At 69.4% G+C, this 17479-nt stretch carries 12 protein-coding genes; 4 read left to right on the forward strand and 8 right to left on the reverse strand.

Translation table 11 applies throughout. The features are described 5' to 3' along the window. Positions 1–252: 252 nt before the first annotated feature. Both ACGTNG_RS13555 and ACGTNG_RS13560 read left to right on the forward strand, forming a co-directional pair. The gene (locus ACGTNG_RS13555; protein WP_394797056.1) at positions 253–1629 is read left to right on the forward strand and encodes a glutamine synthetase family protein; all 1377 of its coding nucleotides are present in this window, start codon (positions 253–255) and stop codon (positions 1627–1629) included. Positions 1630–1860: 231 nt separating this feature from the next. After that, positions 1861–3345, forward strand: a complete 1485-nt coding sequence (locus ACGTNG_RS13560) for a Na+/H+ antiporter NhaC family protein (RefSeq protein ID WP_394797057.1) — start codon at positions 1861–1863, stop codon at positions 3343–3345. Between the two features lie 128 nt (positions 3346–3473). Here the strand turns inward: ACGTNG_RS13560 and ACGTNG_RS13565 are convergent, their stop codons facing one another. The 3 genes from ACGTNG_RS13565 to ACGTNG_RS13575 all read right to left on the reverse strand — a co-directional run bounded on the left by ACGTNG_RS13565 (position 3474) and on the right by ACGTNG_RS13575 (position 6324). Then, positions 3474–4040, reverse strand: a complete 567-nt coding sequence (locus ACGTNG_RS13565; protein ID WP_394797058.1) for a glycine zipper 2TM domain-containing protein — start codon at positions 4038–4040, stop codon at positions 3474–3476. A 146-nt stretch (positions 4041–4186) separates the two neighbouring features. Beyond that, positions 4187–4708: a methylenetetrahydrofolate reductase gene (locus tag ACGTNG_RS13570; RefSeq protein ID WP_394797059.1), complete on the reverse strand. Its 522-nt coding sequence runs from the start codon at positions 4706–4708 to the stop codon at positions 4187–4189. 419 nt (positions 4709–5127) lie between these two features. Beyond that, positions 5128–6324: a glycine cleavage T C-terminal barrel domain-containing protein gene (locus tag ACGTNG_RS13575; protein WP_394797060.1), complete on the reverse strand. Its 1197-nt coding sequence runs from the start codon at positions 6322–6324 to the stop codon at positions 5128–5130. 291 nt (positions 6325–6615) lie between these two features. On the opposite strand from ACGTNG_RS13575, the gene ACGTNG_RS13580 reads away from it, so the two are divergent. Continuing rightward, positions 6616–9183 (forward strand): GcvT family protein, encoded by a 2568-nt coding sequence (locus tag ACGTNG_RS13580; RefSeq protein ID WP_394797061.1) that lies wholly within the window; start codon positions 6616–6618, stop codon positions 9181–9183. A 24-nt stretch (positions 9184–9207) separates the two neighbouring features. On the opposite strand, the gene ACGTNG_RS13585 is transcribed toward ACGTNG_RS13580, so the two are convergent. After that, complete coding sequence (locus ACGTNG_RS13585; protein ID WP_394797062.1) at positions 9208–10263, reverse strand: GlxA family transcriptional regulator; 1056 nt, start codon at positions 10261–10263, stop codon at positions 9208–9210. A 281-nt stretch (positions 10264–10544) separates the two neighbouring features. Between ACGTNG_RS13585 and ACGTNG_RS13590 the strand changes: the two genes are divergently transcribed. Next, positions 10545–12278, forward strand: coding sequence for a formate--tetrahydrofolate ligase (locus ACGTNG_RS13590; RefSeq protein WP_394797063.1), 1734 nt, complete (start codon positions 10545–10547; stop codon positions 12276–12278). A gap of 97 nt (positions 12279–12375) precedes the next feature. Here ACGTNG_RS13590 and ACGTNG_RS13595 read toward each other — a convergent pair whose 3' ends face one another. The 4 genes from ACGTNG_RS13595 to ACGTNG_RS13610 all read right to left on the reverse strand — a co-directional run bounded on the left by ACGTNG_RS13595 (position 12376) and on the right by ACGTNG_RS13610 (position 17458). Next, positions 12376–13521 (reverse strand): iron-containing alcohol dehydrogenase, encoded by a 1146-nt coding sequence (locus ACGTNG_RS13595; RefSeq protein WP_394797064.1) that lies wholly within the window; start codon positions 13519–13521, stop codon positions 12376–12378. Next, a complete protein-coding gene (locus ACGTNG_RS13600) occupies positions 13518–14900 on the reverse strand; it encodes an aldehyde dehydrogenase family protein (RefSeq protein WP_394797065.1) in 1383 nt (460 codons plus the stop codon). The genes ACGTNG_RS13595 and ACGTNG_RS13600 overlap by 4 nt, the downstream gene beginning before the upstream one ends. Positions 14901–14935: 35 nt before the next feature. Then, entirely contained in the window at positions 14936–16306 is a 1371-nt protein-coding gene (locus tag ACGTNG_RS13605; protein WP_394797066.1) for a glutamine synthetase family protein, read from the reverse strand. Between the two features lie 99 nt (positions 16307–16405). Further along, on the reverse strand, positions 16406–17458 hold the full coding sequence (locus ACGTNG_RS13610; RefSeq protein ID WP_394797067.1) for a TRAP transporter substrate-binding protein: 1053 nt from the start codon (positions 17456–17458) through the stop codon (positions 16406–16408). Positions 17459–17479 lie beyond the last annotated feature (21 nt).

Genomic DNA, 17479 nt, shown 5'->3' on the forward strand with positions numbered 1-17479 from the left:
CCTCCTTGAAAGATTCAGCGTCGGGGTTGTTATGCTTTGCTCAACATAGCGCGGTTGATTAATCTTGCCAACCCGCGTGACGCCGACAAGTCGCGCCTCACAATCAGCATGCTGTTTTTAAAGGTCTTTATATAAAAAATCAGGAACGTCGCTCGCCAGCACCACCGCCGAATACGTAAATTATTTGACAACACTCAGCGGTTCGGCCAAAGATGACCACAACGCCAACATCCCAAGAAAACAGGTGTCATCATGCCGCCCCTTCCCGTCGACGAAGCCCGTGACTTCCTGGAACGTCACCCCGATATTGCCAGCATCGATCTACTGATCAGCGACCTCAACGGCGTGCAGCGCGGCAAGCGCATCCCGCGCGAGAACCTGGAGAAGGCCTATCGCGACGGGGTCAACCTGCCCGCCTCGGTGTTCGCCCTGGACATCCTCGGCAATACCATCGAGGAGACCGGGCTGGGACTCTCCAGCGGCGACGGCGATCGGGTCTGCCGCCCCGTCCCGGGCACGTTGATGCCGAGCCCCTGGCTGCGCAATGGCCGCCAGGCTCAGCTGCTGATGACCATGGTCGAGGTCGACGACACCCCCTTCTTCGCCGATCCTCGCCAGGTGCTGTCCCGCGTGCTCGAGCGCTTCCACCGGGCGGGCCTGACGCCAGTGGTCGCCGTGGAGATGGAGTTCTACCTGGTCGACCGCCAGCGCGACGAGCTGGGCATGACCCAGCCCCCCTGCTCGCCATCGAGCGGCGAGCGCGCCAGCCACAGCCAACTCTACTCGATCAGCGAGCTCGACGAATACGCGGACTTCCTCGAGGAGATCCACTCGGCCGCGCGCATTCAGGAACTGCCGCTGGATACCGCCCTCAAGGAGTGCGCCCCGGGGCAGTTCGAGATCAACCTGATCCACTGCGACGATGCCCTGGCGGCCTGCGACAGCGCCGTGCTGCTCAAGCGGCTGATCAAGGGCGTGGCGCTGCGCCACGGCTTCGAGGCCACCTTCATGGCCAAGCCCTATGGCGACGAGGCCGGCAGCGGCACCCATGTGCACATCAGCCTGCTCGACGAGGCGGGCCACAACGTCTTCGCGGCCGAGGATCAGAACCCACTGGGCACGCCTCGCCTCCGTGAGGCCGTAGCCGGGCTGCTTGCGCTGATGCCCGCCTCCATGGCGCTGTTCGCCCCCAACCTCAACTCCTTCCGCCGCTTCCAGCCGGGCCTCTACGTGCCCATGGCCCCGACCTGGGGCTACGACAACCGCTCGGTGGCGGTGCGCATTCCCTCGGGCCCCAACGAGGCGCGGCGCATCGAGCACCGGGTGGCCGGCGCCGACGTCAATCCCTACCTGCTGATGGCGACGCTGCTGGCCGCCATCGACCATGGCCTGCAGCACCGCGCGACCCCGCCGCCGGCGATCAGCGGCAACGCCTACGACCAGGTGGCGCCCAGCCTGACCAACAGCTGGTCCCAGGCGCTGGCCCTGCTGGAAGGCAGCGAGGTCCTCGCCGAGGCCCTCGGACGCGACTTCCTCCACGTCTTCCTGGCCAATCGCCGCGCCGAGCGCGACCGGGCCATGCAGGCGGTCAGCAAGCTGGAATACGACTGGTACCTGCGCCACGTCTGAGCCCCGGCGCGGCCCGTCGGCCGCTGCGCGCCCCACGAGCGACCCCACGACCGATGACCCCGGTGATCCCGCCGGCGGTCGTCCGGGACGCCCCGTGTCGGTCCGATGACTTCCTTCACCCCCCACGTCACCAAGCCCAAGCCACCAAGGGAGCCATGCAATGACAATCACAATCCCCCTTGCTCCGGCTCATGCCGCCCGACCCACCACCGCGCACCACGGAGGTCGCCCATGAGCCAGTCCACCCACCCCTTCGCCCCCTCGCTGCCCGCGCGGCGCGGCACGGGCCGCACCCTGCTGCTGATGCTGGCCGTGCTGGTCACGGTCGTCGGCCTGACGCTGACCCACCAGCCCGGCACGGACTTCGGCTGGATCAGCCTGGTGCCCTCGCTGATCGTGCTGGTGGTCGCCATCGCCACCCACCGCACCCTCGAGGCCCTGGCGATCGGCGCGATCTCCGGGCTGATCATGCTCCAGCCCCAGGACTTCGTCGGCGAGCTGGCCGACATCTCGCTCGCGGTGATGATGGACGAGACCATCGCCTGGCTGATCCTGGTCTGCGGCATGATGGGCGGCTTCATCGCCATGCTCGAGAAGTCGGGCTGCACCCTGAGCTTCAGCCACTTCATGACCCGCCTGGTCAAGACGCGCCGCCAGTCGCTGCTGAGCACCGCGGCCCTGGGCGTGCTGATCTTCATCGATGACTACCTCAACGCCCTGGCCACCTCGGCGGCCATGAAGCGCCTCACCGACCGCTTCGGCGTCTCCCGCGAGAAGCTCGCCTACATCGTCGACTCCACGGCGGCGCCGATCTGCATCCTGGTGCCGCTCTCCACCTGGGCGGTCTACTTCGCCGAGCTGCTCGAGACCAACGGCGCCACCGAGAGCTCGGGCATGTGGCTCTATATCCAGTCGATCCCCTTCATGCTCTACGGCTGGGTGGCCATGGGCCTGGTGCTGCTGGTGGCGATCGGCATCATGCCGGACATCGGGCCGATGAAGGCCGCCGAGGCGCGCGCCAGGAACGGCCAGCCGATCCCCGATGACGCCCCCGATGTCGCCCTCGGCGAGGATGACGTGCCCACGACCCGGCCATGGGTCGGCGTGATCAACTTCCTGGCCCCGATGGCGGTGCTGATCGGCGCCAGCGCCTGGTTCGAGATCGACCTGCTCAAGGGGGTGATCGTGGCGATCATGTTCACCATCCTTCTCTACATGATCCAGCGCCTGGCCACCTTCGCCACCCTGATGGACGCCATCATGGACGGCTTTCGCACCATGATGCTGCCGCTGGCCATCGTCGCGGTGGGCTTCGTGCTGCGCGAGATCAACGACCAGCTGGGCATGACCGCCTTCATGATCGACGCCCTGACGCCCCACCTGACGGTCGCCCTGCTGCCGGCCATCGTGTTCCTCTCCATGGCCGTGGTGGTCTTCGCCACCGGCTCCTCCTGGGGGGTGTTCGTGATCTCGATCCCCATCGTGGTGCCGATCGCCCAGAGCATGGGGGCCCCGATGCCGCTGGTCGTCGGTGCGCTGCTCTCCGCCTCGAGCTTCGGTAGCCACGCCTGCTTCTTCTCCGACTCCTCGGTGCTCTCCTCCCAGGGCAGCGGCTGCCAGCCGATGCAGCACGCCCTCACCCAGTTCCCCTACGCGCTGATCGGGGCCGGCGTCACCGCGCTGGGCTTCCTGGCGCTGGGCTTCCTGCTGACCTGAAGCGGCGCGGGCTCATCGCCCGCCCGTCACGACAGCGCCCCGGCCATCTCTGGCCGGGGCGCTGTCGTTGAGGCTGTCGTTGAGGCTGTCGTTGAGGATGGTGGCGTTGAGGTGCGCCGCGGGGGCACTCAGCCCTCCTGGGCGCCGCCCTGGGACGAGACCGCATCCCACTGGGGACGTCCCTCCTCGAGCAGCACCCGATCGCCCTGGGGCCGATGATCCAGGCGCGTGGTCTGGACCACCTCGCCGTGACGCCAGGTCACCTCATAGCCCGTGGTCTCCTTGCTGGTATCGACCACCGTCTCGCACTGGCGCTGCATGGTCGTGGTGGTCTGGCCGGACTCGACGCGCCGCTGGACCTCGCGGCCCGCAAAGCCCCCACCGATGGCACCCGCCACGGTGGCGATCTTCTTGCCGCTGCCACCGCCGACCTGGTTGCCGAGCAGGCCGCCGACGATGGCGCCGGCCGCCGTGCCGACCACGCTGTGCGGGTCGCGGGTCGGGGCCTGGGTCTGCACCGCCACGTCGCGGCAGACCTCGCGGGGCGTCTCCACGGTGCGGGTCAGGGTCTCGACGTTGGTGATCTGGGCGTACTCGGGCCCGCGCTGCGCGTCCTGGACCTGCCAGGCCCCGAGGGCGATGCCGCCCAGCCCCAGCACGGCCAGGGTGGAACCCACCACGATCGACTTGCTCATCTTTCACCTCCTGGAAGACGCGGCTGCGCCTCTTGACTGTCACGGTCACCGGGAGATGCGTGACGAAAAAAAAGGGTGCGATGGCGATGACGCCTCCTGCGTCACTCGCTGATCGCCCCCAGTATACGGCGCCGGCTCCGCGGTCTTCAGTACCTCCCCACAGGTTTCACAATCCCTGCCCCGCTGTCGGCAGGCGACGACAACGCCGACGCTGCCGCCTGGCTGGCGCAGTGGGTCGCACAGAGCGCCTCCAGCCAGGCGCGGGTCGCGCCGACCTGGTTGAAGGAGTAGACGTGCAGGCCGGCGAACCCGCCCGGCTCCTCCAGCGACGGCACAAGCCCGCGCGCGAGCCCCTCGGGGCGGTAGACGGCCGGCCGCAGCAGCCGCCCGAGCAGCCCCCGCTGGCGCCCCAGCGCCCGGGTCGAGGGCCCAAGGCCGATGCGCAGGGCCACCGACAATAGCCGGGCATGGGCGATGACGCCGGGAATGCCCGCGTAGACCGGCAGCGCCAGGCCACCCTCGCGCTGGCGGCGCAGCCAGTCGAGCAGCGGCGAGGACTCGAAGCACAGCTGGGTGACGGCGTAGTCGGCGAGCCTCGCCTTGGCCTCGAGGTCGCGCTGCAGCAGGCCGCGGTCGAGCTGCCGATGTCCCTCCGGGTAGGCCGGCACGCCGAGCCGTGCCGGCCGGGAAGCCGCGACAGGGCCTCCAGCAGGGCCAGGCCGTTGGCATAGTCGCCCGCCGGGCGGGGGGCATCGCCGCCCACCACGAAGGCGTCGTCGATGCCGGCGGCCGAGAGGCGCGCCGCGATCGCCTCCAGGTGGTCATGATCGCGGACCAGGCGCGCGGCGAGATGGGGCACCACGCAGAAGCCGTCACGGGACAGCCACTCCGCCGCCTCGAGGGTCCGCTCGATGCCGTGGCGTGGCGAGCAGGTCACGGTGACCCAGGCCCCGGGGGGCAACTGGTGGGCCGCCTCGGGAAGGTCGGCCAGGGGCAGCAGCTCGTAGCGAGGGCGAGCCAGGGCCAGGGCCAGGCACCCCCGGAGCCGCTGCTCCGGGGGCATCGCGCCGCACAGATCGTTCATGGGTCAGCCCTTGGGAATATCCTTGCGCGGATCATGGAACGGCTTTTGCACCACCACCGCCTCCTGCAGGCCGGTATTGGCCTCGATGCGCAGCGGCGTGCCGAGCTCGGCATGGGAGATCGGCACCATGGCGTAACCGATGTTGCGCTCCTGGCGCGGCGAGCGGGTCGCCGAGGTCACCTTGCCGATCAAGGTCCCGCCGCTGTCGTGGACGGGAAAGACGTCGATCATCGAGCCGTCGGTGAAATAGCCGATGCTCGGGCCGTCGATCTCCACGCCCACCAGCTTGCGCGAGACGCCCTCGGCCTTGATGCGCTCCAGGGCCGCGCGTCCCACGAAGTCGTCGTCGCCGCGCAGGTCGACCATCCAGTCGTAGCCCATGCCCACCTCGAAGGGGTTGGTGTCGTACCAGATGTCGCAGCCGAAGGCGAGGATCCCACCCTCGATGCGGCGAATATGGCAGGGGCCGATCACCTGCATGCCGTGCGGCCGCCCGGCCTCGAAGACACGCTGCCAGAGGGCCTCGCCGTAGCGGCTCGCCTCGCGCAGGTAGATCTCGTAGCCGATCTCGCCGGAGTAGCCGGTCCGCGAGATCACCACCGACATGCCGTCGAGCTCCGCTTCCATGAGGTGGTAGTACGGGATCTCCAGCACCCGCTCGCCGAACAGGTCGACCATCACCGCCTTGGCGTTCGGCCCCTGGACCTGCACCGGCGCCACGTCCACCTCGCGGATGGTGACGTTCAGGCCGGAGTGGTAGGCGAGCCCCTGGCACCACAGCAGCACGTCGCTGTCGGCCAGCGACAGCCAGAAGCGGTTCTCCTCGATGCGCAGCAACACCGGGTCGTTGATGATGCCGCCGTCATCCGCGGTGACGAAGACGTACTTGCACTGGCCGACCTGGCAGTGGCGCATGTCCCGCGGCACCAGCCGCTGGGTGAAGGTGAAGGCGTCGGGACCGCTGATCTCGATCTGGCGCTCCACGCCCACGTCCCAGAGGGTGACGCCCTCCACCAGCGCCCAGTACTCGTCGACGGGGTCGGTGTAGAGGCGCGGATGGTAGTGATGGTTGTAGACGCTGTACTTGCGCACCCCGTGGCGCCGCGAAGCGTAGAAGAACGGCGACTTGCGGATCCGCGGATAGAGCAGGATCTCCGGGGCCGGCTGGGTGTGGTCGATGCGTTCGATGACCTGGGACATGATCGTCTCTCCTGTGCTGATGCGAGGCCCTGCCAAGCGGCCTCGAGGCGAATGCCGAAAGGCCGTTCATGCCCTCGAAGCTAGTCCCCCGCGCCCGCTCCCATGGCACCAGCGGCGACCGCCACTTTGGTCTCAGCGACACTGCGCGCCGTTCGGGCGGGGCCACCGGCCGCGCGGCGCCGAAGACGGTCGCCGCGGGACAAGAACCGGTCGGCCAGAGCAAACGCGCGGCGCCGACCTGTCTTATGGTGAAGCCAGAAGCGGTGAGCACATCGGCATCGGAGAGCGGCCATGACAACACTACCCGAGCAGGCAGACGCGGTGATCATCGGCCAGGGCGGCATCGTCGGCGCCTCGGTGGCCCACCACCTGATCGAACTGGGCTGGACGAACCTGGTGGGGCTCGAGAAGTCCGCCATCCCCTCGGACATAGGCTCGACCTCCCACGCCTCGGACTTCTGCTACATGACCGCCCACGACAAGATGTCGTGCTACACCACCACCTACAGCCGGGCGTTTTACGAGCGCCGGGGGCACTACCAGCGGGTGGGCGGGATCGAGATCGCCCGGGTCGGTGACGAGGCACGCATGGCCGAGCTGGCGCGCAAGGTCGCCTCGGGCAAGGCCTTCGGCACCAACGCGCGGCTCATCGGCCCGGACGAGGTCGTCGAACGCTTCCCGCTGGTCGAGCGGTCGCTGGTGCTGGGCGGCCTCTGGGACCCGGACGCCGGGCTGGTGGTGCCCCGCTCGCAGCGGGTCGCCGGCGAACTGGTCGAGGAGGCGGTGGCCTCGGGCCACCTCCGGGCCTTCGCCGACACCCCGGCCATCGACATCGACGTCGAGGATGGCCGGGTGCGCGGCGTCATGACCGCCCGGGGCTACATCGCCACCCCGGTGGTGATCGTCACCTCGGGGATCTGGGGACCGATCCCCGCGGCCATGGCCGGTGTCAGCCTGCCGCTGATGCCGGTGGAGCACCCGCTGATGTTCTTCGGCCCCTTCGACGCCTTCGCCGGCACCGGGCTCGAGATCGGCTATCCGCTGCTGCGCGACCAGGGCAACTCGGCCTACCTGCGCGACACCGGCGATCCCAGGAGCACCGAGGGCGGGCAGCTCGAGTGGGGCTACTACGAGGCCACCTCGCCGCGCCTGGTCGCCCCCACCGACATCCTCGAGCGCGAGCAGGCCAGGCTCTCACCCTCCATGCGCGACCTGGAGATCGACCAGGTGATGGCCGCCTTCGAGCGGGCCGTCGAGCTGACCCCGGTGCTCGGCGAGCTGGGCTGGGACGAGAAGCACTCCTTCAACGGCCTGCTCTCGGTCACCACGGATGGCGGCTCGCTGGTCGGCGAGTCGCCGGAGACCCGCGGCCTGTGGCTGTGCGAGGCGGTCTGGGTCAAGGACGGCCCCGGCATGGGCAAGGTGCTGGCCGACTGGCTCACCCATGGCCGCCCGACACTCGACCCCCACGGCATCGACATCGCCCGCTTCTACCCGGTGCAGAAGACGCCGCATCACGTCGTCGGGCGCTGCCGGGAGATCGCCCAGAAGATCTACGATCCGCCGGTGCACCCGCGCGAGCCCTTCGCGACCGGCCGCAACCTGCGCCGCAGCCCCTTCTGGCCACGCGAGGAGGCCCTCGGCGGCCACTTCATGGAGGTGGTGGGCTGGGAGCGCGCCCACGGCTATGCCGCCAACGAGGCGTTGCTGGAGCGCTACGGCGACCGCGTGCCACAGCGCCCCGACGAATGGGACGCCCGCCACTTCTGGCGCGTCTCCAACGCCGAGCACCTCGCCCTGAGCGAGGGCGTGGGCATGATCAACCTCTCCCACTTCGCCATCTTCGACGTCACCGGCCCCGACGCCGAGGCGCTGCTGGAGTATCTCTCGGTGGCGCGGGTGGGCGGCGAGACACCGCTCGGCAAGGGGATCTACACCCACTTCCTCGACGAGGCGGGTGGCGTGCACTCCGACCTCACCATCGTGCGCCTCGCCGCGGACGGCTTCCGAGTGATCTGTGGCGGCGACACCGGCCATCGCGACCTCGTATGGATGACCCGGATGGCCGAGGCCCGCCGGCTGACGCGCCTGCACGTCGAGGATCGCACCGACAGCCTGGCCACCCTGGGGCTCTGGGGACCCGAGGCGCGGCGCACCCTGCAGGCGCTCGCCGACGACCCCGCGGCGCTGGAGGACGAGGCCTTCCCCTTCGCCACGGCGCGCGAGATCCGGGTGCGGGGCTTGCCGATCTGGGCCTTTCGCATCTCCTACGTCGGCGAGCTGGGCTGGGAGCTCTACCTGCCGTTCAGCTACGGGCTGACCCTCTGGGACCTGCTGTTCGAGCAGGGGGTGACCCCGGTGGGCATCGAGACCTACGCCAACAGCCGGCGCCTCGAGAAGAGCCTGCGGCTGCAGAACGTCGACCTGCTGACCGAGTACAACCTGGTCGAGGCGGGCCTGGCGCGCCCCAGGGTCAAGCCGGTAGAGTTCCACGGCAAGGCCGCCTACCTGGCCCAGCGCGAGCGCCATCAGCAGCCGGCCTACCTCTGCACCCTGACCATGACGGCGCACCACGACGCAGGGGGCGTGGCCCGCTACCCGGTGGGCCATTCGCCGATCCTCGACCCGCAGAGCGGCGAGGTGCTGGTGGACGCCCTGGGCCGGCGCTCCTACGTGACGAGCATCGCCTTCGGCCCGTCGGTCGGGAAGATCATCGCCCTGGGCTACCTGCCGGTCTCCCACGCCCGGGTCGGCCAGGCGCTGACCATGGAGTACTTCGGCGAGCACTATCCGCTGAACGTCGAGGCGGTCGGCTATCGGGCCCTGTATGACCCGGACAACCTGCGGCCCAAGGGCTGACGGGCTCTCCTAGGTTCGAGGCACTCAGATCTCCTCGAGCCGCGGAGTGTCCGGGCGTTCCTCGCCCGGCGCCAGGCCGCCCTCGCGATCGCTTCGCCGCAAGCGCTCGCGGCTCGGCGAGTGGCCGAAGCGGTCGTGATAGCACTTGGTGAAGTGCGGCGGCGAGATGAAGCCGCAGGCCAGGGCCACGTCGGTGATCGGCATGTGGGTCTGGCGCAGCAGCAGCCGCGCACGCACGAGACGCAGCTCCATGTAGTACTTCAGCGGCGGACAGCTCACGTAGCGCTGGAAGAGTCGCTCCACCTGGCGACGCGAGAGGTCGGCATAGCGGGCCAGCTCATCCAGGGAGAGCGGCTCCTGCAGGTTCGCCTCCATCAGCGTCGCCAGCTCCTCGAGCTTGGGATGGGTGCGACCGAGGCGCACCCGCAGCGGGGTCCGCTGGCGATCGCCCACCTCGCGGATCCGCTCGTGGATGAACTCCTCGGCGATCGCCTCGGCCAGCGCCAGGCCCTGCTGGCGGCCGATCAGGGTCAGCATCATGTCCAGGGGCGCGATTCCCCCGGAGCAGGTGTAGCGATCGCGATCGATGACGAAGAGCTGCGGAGTGAAGGTCACGGCGGGAAACAGCAGCGCCTCGTGAATGCTCGAGATGTGCTCCCAGTGCAGGGTGCAGCTGTAACCGTCGAGGACCCCGGCCTGGGCGAGCACGTAGCCCCCGGTGCAGATCCCGCCCAGCGGGATGCGGCGACTCGCCAGCCGGCGCAGCCAGCCGAGGGTGTCGCGATCGCAGCAGTGCTGGACGTCCACGCCGGCACACACCAGCACGAGATCCAGCAACAGTCCATCCTCGATGGCGCAGTCCACCGCCATCTCGAGGCCGCTGCTGCTGCGCACGGGGCGTCCATCCCGACTCACCAGGTGCCAGGTATAGAGCTGCCGGTCGGCGAGGTGGTTGGCCATGCGCAGGGGCTCCAGCGCCGAGGAGAAGGCGATCAGGGAGAAGCCCGGCAGCAGGACGAAGCCGAAGTCGTGGTGCCCCTCCTTCGGGGCATGCCGGTTCGGGGAATGCAGGGATTCCATCGCTCGCCCTCCTCCATGGTCGCCTACCTCGACTCTAGTCGTCTCCGCCCCGTTATCGCAAAGCGCCGCGACTTGTGCGTCGACGACCTGCCTTTTGCTCGTGACGCCACGTCCCGCCCGGCGAGAGCCCTGACACGGCCTCGGCGTGTCGCTGCGACCAAGCCGGCCGGCGCCGATGAGCAAGTCCATGACGGGGCGGGCGCGAATACTGAGGCTATCGACGACTGAGGCGATCGACGCCCCGGTGGCTGACTCAGGTGGATGACCCAGGAGATGTGGCGATGACGAGCCAACCGCACGACCTCGGGCAGGCGCGCGCCTGCCCCCCCAGCAACCTGGCGATCGCCCGGGAGGCACGGCTGTGGCCCATCGAGGAGATCGCCCATCGCCTCGGCGTGCCCGGCGACACGGTGGAGCCCTACGGACGGGGCATCGCCAAGCTGGACCTCGCCGCCGCCAATGCCTTGGCCGAGCGCCCCCGGGCACGCTACGTGGTGGTCTCGGCGATCACCCCCACGCCGCTGGGCGAGGGCAAGACCACCACCGCCATCGGCCTCGTCCAGGGCCTCCAGGAGCTCGGTCACGGCGCCACCGTCACCCTGCGTCAGCCGTCGCTGGGCCCGACGCTTGGCATCAAGGGCGGCGCCGCCGGCGGGGGCTACAGCCAGGTGGTACCCATGGAGCGCATCAACCTGCACCTGACCGGCGACATCCACGCGGTCTCCGCCGCCCACAACCTGCTGGCGGCGATGATCGACAACCACCTCTATCATCGCCTGGGCAGCGACCTGGACCCGCAGACCATCACCTGGCCGCGGGTGATGGACATCAACGACCGCGCGCTGCGCCATGTCGTCACGGGACTCGGCCCGCCCGCCGACGGCCTCCCCCGCCAGAGTGGCTTCGAGATCACCGCGGCCTCCGAGGTCATGGCGATCCTCGCCCTGGCGACATCACTACAGGACCTGCGGCGCCGCCTGGGGCGGATCCGCGTCGGCACGACCCACGACGGCGAGCCAGTCACCGCCGAGGAGATCGGCGCGGCGGGCGCCATGACCGCGCTGCTCAAGGAGGCGATCAAGCCCAACCTGCTGCAGACCCTCGAGCACGCGCCGGCGCTGATCCATGCCGGCCCGTTCGGCAACATCGCCCATGGCAACTCCTCGATCGTCGCCGATCGCATCGGCCTGCACGGCGGCGACTATCTCGTCACCGAGGCGGGCTTCGGGGCCGACATGGGGGCGGAACGCTTCTTCAACATCAAGTGCCGCGCCTCGGGCATGACGCCGGATGCCGCGGTGCTGGTGGTCACGGTGCGGGCCCTGAAGTTCCACTCCGGGCGCTACGCCGTGACGCCCGGCCGGCCGCTGCCCACGGCGATGCTGGCGGAGAGCCCCGAGGACGTGCACGCGGGCGGCGCCAACCTCGTCAAGCAGATCGACAACCTGCGCGCCCACGGCGTCACCCCGGTGGTGGCGATCAATGCCTTCCCCTCCGACCATGCCAGCGAGCACGCCGCGATTCGCGACATCGCCGAGGCCGCCGGGGTCCGGGCCGCCGTCTCGACCCATGTACGCGACGGCGGCATCGGCGCGCTGGAGCTGGCCCAGGCCGTGGAGGAGGCGGCCGAACAGGGCAGCGACTTCCACCTGCTCTACCCCGATGAGCTGCCCCTGGACGCCAAGATCGAGCGCATCGCCACCCGCCTCTACGGCGCCGCCGATGTCGCCTTCAGTCCCGAGGCGCGCCGCCAGCTCGAGCGCTACCAGCAGCAGGGCCAGGGCCACCTGCCGGTGTGCATCGCCAAGACCCACCTGTCGCTTTCGTCGGACCCGACCCTGCGCGGCGCCCCCACCGGCTGGACCCTGCCGGTGCGCGAGGTGCGCCTCTCCGCCGGCGCGGGCTTCGTCTATGCGCTGTGCGGCGACATCCGCACCATGCCGGGCCTCGGCCGCGACCCGGCCGCCGCGCACCTCGACATCGACGAGCACGGCGAGATCACCGGCCTGTTCTGAAGCGCTGTTCTGAAGGACGGTGCCGAGCGTTCCAGACGGTCGTCCAGGCGGTGGCTTCGGGCAGGGAACCGGGAGGCGGACGCCCGCCTCCCATCGATCACATGCAGCGGTGGAACAGCGCCCTGAGATCCTCGACGGTCAGCGCCACCGGGTTGCCGCCGCAGCTGGGGTCCTGGATGGCCATCTCGGCCAGCTCGTCGATGCGCTCGGGGCTGGCCCCGAGCTCGGCGAGGGTGCGCGGGATGCCCATGCGGTCGTTGAGGTCCTGCACGAAGGCCTGGAACCCCTCGAAGCCGCCCTCGATGCCCAGGTAGGCGGCCGCGCTGTCGAAGCGCTCGCGGATCGCCTCGGCGTTGAAGGCGAGCACCGCCGGCATGCAGACCGCATTGGTGGTGCCGTGGTGGGCGTTGAACACCGCGCCGATGGGGTGGCTCAGGGCATGGATGGCCCCCAGTCCCTTCTGGAAGGCGGTGGAGCCCATCATCGCGGCGCTCATCATGTGGGCACGGGCCTCGAGGTCGGTGCCGTCGGCGTAGGCCCTTGGCAGGTACTCCTTGACCAGCCGCATGCCCTCCAGGGCGATGCCCTGGCTCATCGGGTGGTAGTGCGGGCTCGAGAAGGCCTCGACGCAGTGAGCGAAGGCATCGAGCCCGGTGCCGGCGGTGATAGCCCGGGGCATGCCCACCGTCAGCTCGGGATCGCAGATCACCACCCGGGGCAGCACCCGGGGATGGAAGATGATCTTCTTCTCGTGGGTGTCGGCGTTGGTGATGACGCTGGCCCGCCCCACCTCGGAGCCGGTCCCGGCGGTGGTGGGAACCGCCACGATGGGCGCGATCGCCTCGGCATCGGCCCGGGTCCACCAGTCGCCGATGTCCTCGAAGTCCCACACCGGGCGCGTCTGGCCGGCCATGAAGGCCACCATCTTGCCCAGATCCAGCCCCGAGCCGCCGCCGAAGGCGATCACCCCGTCATGGCCCCCGGCCCGGAAGGCCTCGACGCCCGCCGCCAGGTTGCGCTCGTTGGGGTTGGGGTCGACCTCGGCGAAGAGCCCCCGGCCCAGGCCCGCGGCCTCGAGGATGTCGAGCGCGGCGGCGGTGATCGGCAGGTCGGCCAGGCCGCGATCGGTCACCAGCAGCGGCCGCGCCATGCCCGCCTCCGCACAGGCCTCGGGCAGCTCCTTAATCCGCCCCGCGCCGAAGCGGATGGCGGTGGGATAGGTCCAGTTGCCGGTCAGCGTCATGTCGTCACCTTCTTCAAATAGTAGGACTTGGGCCGCGTGAGGTTGTGATAGCCGATCACCGAGAGGCTGCCGCCGCGCCCCGTCTCCTTGCAGCCGGTCCAGCACAGGCCGGGGTCCAGGTAGTCGGCGCGATTCATGAACACGGTGCCGGTCTCGATTCGGTCGCCGACGCGCTGGGCGCGCTCGATATCGGCGGTCCAGAGGCTCGCCGTCAGGCCGAAACGGCTGTCGTTCATCAGCCGGATCGCCTCCTCGTCGTCGCTCACCCGCATGATGCCGACCACTGGGCCGAAGCTCTCGTCGCGCATCACGCGCATGTCGTGGGTCACCTCGGTGAGGATCTGCGGCGTCAGGTAGGCGCCCCCGTCGTCGGCGGGCTTGCGAGCGATATGGGCCCTCGCTCCGTCGGCCAGGGCCTCGTCGATCTGGGCGCGCACCTCGGCGGCGAAGCGGACGTTGGCCATCGGCCCGATGTCGGTCCCGGCGTCCAGCGGGTCGCCCAGGGTGTAGGCCTCGACCACCGCCACGGCCCGCTCGACGAAGGCGTCATAGAGGCGCTCGTGCACGTAGATGCGCTCGATCCCGCAGCAGCACTGCCCTGAGTTGAACATCGCGGCATCGATCAGGGTCGCGACGGCGGCCTCGAGGTCGGCGTCCTCCATGACATAGCCCGGATCCTTGCCGCCGAGCTCCAGGCCCAGCCCGGTGAAGGTGCCGGCCGCCGCCTGCTCCATGGCGCGCCCGCCGCCCACGGAGCCGGTGAAGTTGACGAAGTCGAAGGCGCGCTCGGCGATCAGCCGTGAGGTGGTGTCGTGATCCAGGAAGACGTTCTGGAACACCGCCTCGGGCACGCCGGCCGCGTGGAAGGCACGCGCCATGCGCTCGCCGACCAGCAGCGTCTGGGTGGCGTGCTTGAGCAGCACGCTGTTGCCGGCGATCAGCGCCGGCGCCACGCAGTTGATGGCCGTCATGTAGGGGTAGTTCCAGGGCGCCACCACCAGCACCACGCCGTGGGGCACGCGCTTGATGTAGCGCTTGACGGTGGCGTCCTCACCGACCGCGATATCGGCCAGCGCCTCCTCGGCGATGGCCGCCATGTGGCCGCCGCGCTCCTCGACGCCGCCGAACTCCCCGCCGTAGCGCACCGGGCGACCCATCATCCGCGCCAGCTCCGGCACCACCTCGTCGTTCATCGCCCCCAGCGCGGCGATGCCAGCGCGCACCAGGTCGATGCGCTCCTCGAGGGGCCTGGCGGCCCAGTCGCGCTGCGCCGCGCGGGCCCGGTCGGCCGCCTCTCGGGCGGCCTCGTTCGAGAGCGCGTCGCGCTCGGCAAACACCGACCCGTCGATCGGCGAGATACAGCTCAGCGTATGACCCATGGTCCTCTCCTGTTGGTGCCCGTTCGCCGCCGGCCTCATGAGCGCTCGAAGCCGCGCGCCACCTCGTAGTCGGTGACCACGCGGGCGAAGTCCTCGAGCTCCACCTCGGCGGCCCGGGCGTAGTGATCGATCACCTCGTCGCCCATGGCCTCGCGCAGCATGGTCGACCCGTAAAGGGCCTCCCGGGCATCGCGCAGGGTCTGCGGAATCAGCCCCGACTCCCCCTCGTAGGTGTCGCCCTCGGCGGGCGGGGGCAGCGGCAGGCGCTCCTCGATGCCCTTGATGCCGGCGGCCAGCTGCCCGGCCATGGCGAGGTAGGGGTTGAGGTCCGAGCCGCCGATGCGACACTCGATGCGCACCGCCCGGGTGCCCTCGGCGCAGAGGCGAAAGCCCGCGGTGCGATTGTCCACCGACCAGACCGTGCGCGTGGGCGCGAAGGAGCCCTTCTGGAAGCGCTTGTAGCTGTTGATGTAGGGCGCCAGGAAGTAGGTGAAGTCGGGCGCATACTTCAGGAGCCCGGCCAGGTAGTGCTGCATCAGCGCCGACATGCCCCGCGCCTCGCCGTCGTCGTAGAAGGCGGGCACGCCCTCTCGCCACAGCGACTGGTGAATATGGGTGGAGCTGCCGGAATGGTCGTGGTGCCACTTCGGCAGGAAGGTCACCGCCCGCCCCTGCTGCCAGGCGACCTCCTTGGTCGCGTGCTTGGCGATGGTGTGGTAATCCGCGGTATCGAGGGCCTTGGCGTAGCGGATGTTGAGCTCTTCCTGCCCCGACCCGGCCTCGCCCTTGGTGCCCTCCACGGGGATGCCCGCCGCATAGAGGTGATTGCGCAGCGGGCGCAGCACGTGCTCTTCCTTGGTGGTCTGGAAGAGGTGGTAGTCCTCGTTGTAGCCGCTGATCGGCTGCAGGTCGCGAAAGCCCTCCTTGCGGATCTCGTCGAGGGGCTTCTCGAACAGGAAGAACTCCAGTTCGGTGGCCATGATCGCATCGAAGCCCATCCCCTCGAGCCGCTCGAGTTGACGCTTGAGGATGGCGCGCGGCGCGTGAGCCACCGGCTCATGGGTATGATGGTCCAGCACGTCGCAGAGCAGCATGACCGTGCCCTCGAGCCAGGGCACGGGCCGCAGCGTGGCGAGATCCGGCTTCATGATGTAATCGCCGTACCCCGCCCGCCAGGAGGTGCTGGCGTAGCCGTCGGGGGTCTCCATCTCGAGGTCAGTGGCCAGCAGGTAGTTGCAGCAGTGCGTCTCCTCCCAGCCGTGCTCCACGAAGTGACGCGCGTGGAGCCGCTTGCCCATCAGCCGTCCCTGCATGTCGACGAGGCACACGAGCACGGTGTCGACATCGCCACTCTCCACCCGGGCCCTCAGGCCCTCGAGGGCGTCCATAGCCTGCGCATTGGTCATGTCCGAACTTCCTCACTGATCACCACGACGGGGCCCGCGCTCGGCCGGGCCCCCTCCCTGAATGGCATGCCCCGACCGCGGCCGGAGCATGGGAGCGACTCACGCCTCGCCGTAGCGATAGGGTCGGCCGGCCTTGCGCATGTCGGCGTTGTACTGCTTGAAGATCTCGACCACCCGGGCCTTGGTCTCGGATTGCGCGGCGATCTCGTCCCAGAACTCCTGGGCCGCCTCCTCCACCCGGTCCCACTCGGCATCGGGAATCGTGGTCAGCTCGAGCTTCTCGCCGTGCACGCGCAGCCTCGCCTCGCCGCCCCAGTACCAGTGCTGGCGATAGTAGTGGGACTGTTCGCAGCACACCTCGAACAGCAGCTTCAGATCCTCCGGCAGCTCGTTCCAGCGGTCCATGTTGACGAAGAAGTGACCGATCCAGGCGCCCGAGATGTTGTTGGTCAGGAAGTAGTTGGTGACGTCGGCCCAGCCCACCGTGTAGTCCTCGGTGATGCCCGACCAGGCGATGCCGTCGAGTTCACCGGTCTGCACGGCCACCTCGATGTCCTCCCAGGGCAGGGTCACCGGCACCACGCCGAACTGCGACAGGAAGCGCCCCGCGGTGGGGAAGGTGAAGATGCGCTTGCCCTCGAGGTCCTGGAGGCTGCGGATCGGCTCCTTGGTGACGAAGTGGCAGGGGTCCCAGGCGCCGGCGCTGACGTGCTTGACGCCGACCTTGGCGTACTCCTCCTCCCAGATCTCCTTGAGCCCGTACTGGTGGAAGAGCACCGGCACGTCGAGGCTGTAGCGCGAGCCGAAGGGGAAATAGCCGCCGAAGACGGTGACCTCGGTGGGCGAGGCCATGGAGTCGTCGTCGGACTGCACGGCGTCGATGGTGCCGCGCTGCATCGCCCGGAAGAGCTCGCCCGTGGGCACCAGCTGATCGGCATAGTAGAGCTCGATCTGCATGCGATCCCCGGCGATGCGGTTGAACAGGTCGATGGCCGGCTTGGCGACGTGTTCGGCCAGGGCCGCGCCGGCATAGGTCTGCATGCGCCACGTGATGGCGGGCTCGGACGACGACTGGGCCATGACCCGGGAGGCCAGCGGTGCGATGGCGGCACCGGCCGCGGCATTGATCAGAAACTTGCGTCTTGTTGTCATTGTGTCGCTCTCCTGGTGGTG

This window comes from Halomonas sp. B23F22_3 (assembly GCF_043496965.1).
Lineage (GTDB): Bacteria > Pseudomonadota > Gammaproteobacteria > Pseudomonadales > Halomonadaceae > Halomonas.